4 protein-coding genes and 1 pseudogene are annotated in these 3,530 nt (G+C 37.7%); 3 read left to right on the top strand and 2 right to left on the bottom strand.

Going from position 1 to position 3,530, the window contains the following annotated elements:
- From RT405_RS12500 to RT405_RS12510, 3 genes and pseudogenes are all read left to right on the top strand, one after another.
- A pseudogene (locus RT405_RS12500) lies at positions 1 to 377 on the top strand (oxidoreductase); the annotation flags it as partial.
- Positions 367 to 570: a hypothetical protein gene (locus RT405_RS12505; protein ID WP_313470117.1), complete on the top strand. Its 204-nt coding sequence runs from the start codon at positions 367 to 369 to the stop codon at positions 568 to 570. The pseudogene RT405_RS12500 and the gene RT405_RS12505, both read left to right, overlap by 11 nt.
- A complete protein-coding gene (locus RT405_RS12510) occupies positions 563 to 1,810 on the top strand; it encodes a helix-turn-helix domain-containing protein (protein WP_313470118.1) in 1,248 nt (415 codons plus the stop codon). Before RT405_RS12505 ends, RT405_RS12510 begins: the two co-directional genes overlap by 8 nt.
- Positions 1,811 to 2,068: 258 nt before the next feature.
- On the opposite strand, the gene RT405_RS12515 is transcribed toward RT405_RS12510, so the two are convergent.
- A complete protein-coding gene (locus RT405_RS12515; RefSeq protein ID WP_313470119.1) occupies positions 2,069 to 2,812 on the bottom strand; it encodes a nuclease-related domain-containing protein in 744 nt (247 codons plus the stop codon).
- Between the two features lie 18 nt (positions 2,813 to 2,830).
- Entirely contained in the window at positions 2,831 to 2,986 is a 156-nt protein-coding gene (locus RT405_RS12520) for a hypothetical protein (RefSeq protein WP_313470121.1), read from the bottom strand.
- Positions 2,987 to 3,530: the final 544 nt, after the last annotated feature.

Genomic DNA, 3,530 nt, shown 5'->3' on the forward strand with positions numbered 1-3,530 from the left:
TGCGTACGATTGGGACGCATCTATTTGGCTGCTACATTGCCAGCACTGGCATAACAGAAGCCGAAAGTTTATTTACTGGGCAAACAGTTAAAGCTTGTCGACAAGAAGTTCGCTTAACCAGTTTGCCGGATGCTGACACCGTCACGATCAAATGGATCTACGATGCAGCCAGTCACATTTTACTTGGTGCACAACTGATTTCGACTTCAAATATCTTAGAAAAAATTAATACAGTGGCGTTGGCCATTCAAACGAAACAAACGTTGGAAGATGTGCGGCAAAAAGATTATTTCTTCCATCCATCATTTTCTCAATTGATTTCGGCCACTAATTTTGTTTCGTGGCAAGAAGTGAGGGATGACGGAAATGAAAATTGAACACTTCCTTGAGAAAAATGAAATCAGAGAAGTCACGATTTTTAAACAACTTGTGTTGAATGGCGGCATTCTCTCTTATGCGGAGATGCTGGACCATTTGGCCGTTGCTAAAGCTTCACTGGATAAAGATTTGGAATCCATTTCTTTTCGGATTCAACCGCTTGCCGATCAGATTCAGGTCCATTATGAGTGACGATTGTTCGTTGCAGCAAATTTATCAGCTTTATTTAAAGCAGTCAGTCAAAGTGAATTTGATTCGTTTTCTATTTAAGCACCAGGAATTTTCGATTACGCAGCTGACTCAAAAGCTGGCAATCAGCGATTCTTCCTTATTTCGTAAAATCAAAGAATTGAACAGCTATTTGAAAGAATTTGGCATCAAAATCCGTAACGGTCAGCTGCACGGGGAAGAGTTGCACATTCGGTATTTCTACTTTCAATTTTATAGCTATATTGAGGAAAAGAATGCCCTTGTCACCTCGCATTCTGATAAGCAAATCACTCAAATGGTCCAAGCGGTAGAAAGTTTTCTGCACGTTGAAATTGAACCAGAAAACAAACAACGTCTTAACATTTGGATGCTTATCAGTAAAAACCGTGTCAATTGTAAAGGAAAGAAATACACGCATTTACGTGAACAAATGCAGCCTTATTTAACAGATCCGCTATACCAAAAAATTCGTATCATAGTTTTGCGCTACTTCAGCCGGTACTCCATTGAAGTCGATGAAGAAGAAGCTATGCTGCACTTTGCGTTTTTACTGGCTTTTCCCATCCTGACTGAACACGATTTTCATGAATATCGATTGGAGCGAGATCGGCGTGCTCCTATCGCAGCGTTGGATACGTACATTGTCGAAACGATTATTATTCAATACAAGTTCCGCCGATTGCCGTACATGTTGGAGCGCGATATGTACTATTATCTCTCCCATATCCATACGAAGTTGTATTTTTTCCAAGGCGATATTGAAATTTACGACTATGATGAAATGCTGATCAAAGAGAAACAATTTACTGGTCGAGCTTTAATTTCATTTGCACAGACATTGCTGACTATCAGTATAGGCAAACTAGGAATCAAGGAAACAGAAGAAAACAGCCTGTTGAAAATGGAATTGCTGAAATACAGTAGTTTATTGGCCATTATTTCCTTTAAAATGACCACAATCGTACAAATTGGAATTGATTTGAAAATGGAAAGTATTTATACGGAAACGTTGAATCAGCTGCTGATACTAAATATGCGGCATATCAATGGCATACGAGTAGAAGCTTACCAGCCGAATAAACACTACGATCTCATTCTTACTAATGAGCAACCAACCGAAAAGGACCACTACGAAGACGCGAAAGTGTACGTTCTCTCTGAAATCTTGTCGCCTTTCGATATGAAAAATATCCAACGCATTGTGCAGCAGTTAAATGCTTAATGTGAGGTGTTAAATCGATCGGAATCGGGAATTAGGTTTGAAAAATGTATTTGTCTACCTTAAATGTAAACTGCGTGAGAGATAAGGTCTTTAAAATAGGTTTATGGACCTTATCTCTCAAAATTTCTCAACATATGGTAGGTTCATCCATTTTATGCACCTGAATGTTACCTTTTATTCGGAGTTGCGGTACATAATGCTTTGAATTAAAAATAACCATCCAAAAGTGAGTTGCTCATTTTGGATGGTTATTTTTGCTTAGATATAATAGGAACCTCTTCCTGTACTTGCTGTCTTATAGTCTTTTTGCAAGACAGAACGGATCCTCCTTGCAGCACAAATACCACCACACCAGTCATAGATGGCAGAGGTCGTCAGCTTTCTCTCTGGAAATAATCGTTTGTACTCTAATACGTGCCTAGAAATTAGAGTTGAAATTCGTTCTTTATGACCGCATGCTTGGCATGTGCAGAATTTACTTTTGAGCTCAATCTCTGGAATGAATTGCTCGCATCCTAAACAAATAATGCCTTTTCTGCACATTTCGTACGTGTATTCCGGTATGCCATTTAAATAAGGCTTTGTTTGAGCAGACAGTTCGCATAATGTTTTAGCGAGAAGAAAGTGTTTTGCGGAAAGAGGTTCTAACTGTGCATTTAACTTTCTGAAATGCTTTGGAAGTGTTGCACGCAGCAGAATTTTCTGGATGTTTTCCACGTCATATAACATAAATTCCGGATGAACAAACGCCACAAAAGATTTAATGGGCAAGCTCATTTGATGAGTTTCCAATAAGCTTCGGAGCAATGAAGTATGCCGATTGATTCTTTCTGTCGGGCTATGAAAAGATATTCCAGACGGGATAGATACAAGAAACCCATCGTTGTAGATATACTCTCCGCCATAATTTTTTACTTCATACAGTAAAATTTCTTGCGCGGTGATAATCAATGCATCAATTTGAAAATCAGTGCTGCCGATTGCTAGCGGTAAATCATTCAAAATGAGACAATCACAAGTTCATCCAGCTGTCAGTGTATCTAAATGACACTGACCTGGATAACCTTTTACTTGATTTTGGTACTCATTCCAGTTTTCTTGAGAAAATTTAATCCGGTTTTTCAAATACTCCAACATCAGCAATTTATAAGGTTTTTCACGTTTTTTGTAAATCACTTTGCATTCTCCTTTCTACCTGAATGTCCGTAAAAATAAAGCTTTCTTGTGTCTGAAAAACTCATTTTGTTTATTAAATTGACATTCACGTACCGATTAGACCATTTCAGGCGTAGCCGAAATGCACCAAATTCGAAAAACTCTCTCAATAAAATGGCTTATGAACCATATAGGTAGAACTTTTCTATCTTTATGGTCCTTAAAATTAGGTTATGGACATTATTCATCACTTTAGTTGATAGATAAGGTGCATAAGTTGTTGTTAAGGACCATAAGTTTGTTATTCTATACTGGATAAGGTCAATAACCAAGTTTACCCAACACAAACAACCTTGATCAGACCATTTCGGCGGTTCCGAAATGCACGAAATCATAAAACCTCTCAAAAAATTTCAAAAATCTAAAAATGTTGACGTTTTCTTATTAAGAAAAACGGTTACAATAACTTATGTAGAGAAATCGCTTGCAAATATAAGGAGGAAATTAACATGACAGAGAAAAAATATATTATGGCTATCGATCAAGGAACAACAAGCTCAAGAGC

The organism is Carnobacterium sp., from assembly GCF_032094055.1.
Lineage (GTDB): Bacteria > Bacillota > Bacilli > Lactobacillales > Carnobacteriaceae > Carnobacterium_A.

What these genes read in the sequence shown, in the direction of transcription:
- RT405_RS12505 (WP_313470117.1), top strand. Translation starts at nt 367, where the DNA reads ATGAAAATTGAACACTTCCTTGAGAAAAATGAAATCAGAGAAGTCACG.
- RT405_RS12510 (WP_313470118.1), top strand. Translation starts at nt 563, where the DNA reads ATGAGTGACGATTGTTCGTTGCAGCAAATTTATCAGCTTTATTTAAAG.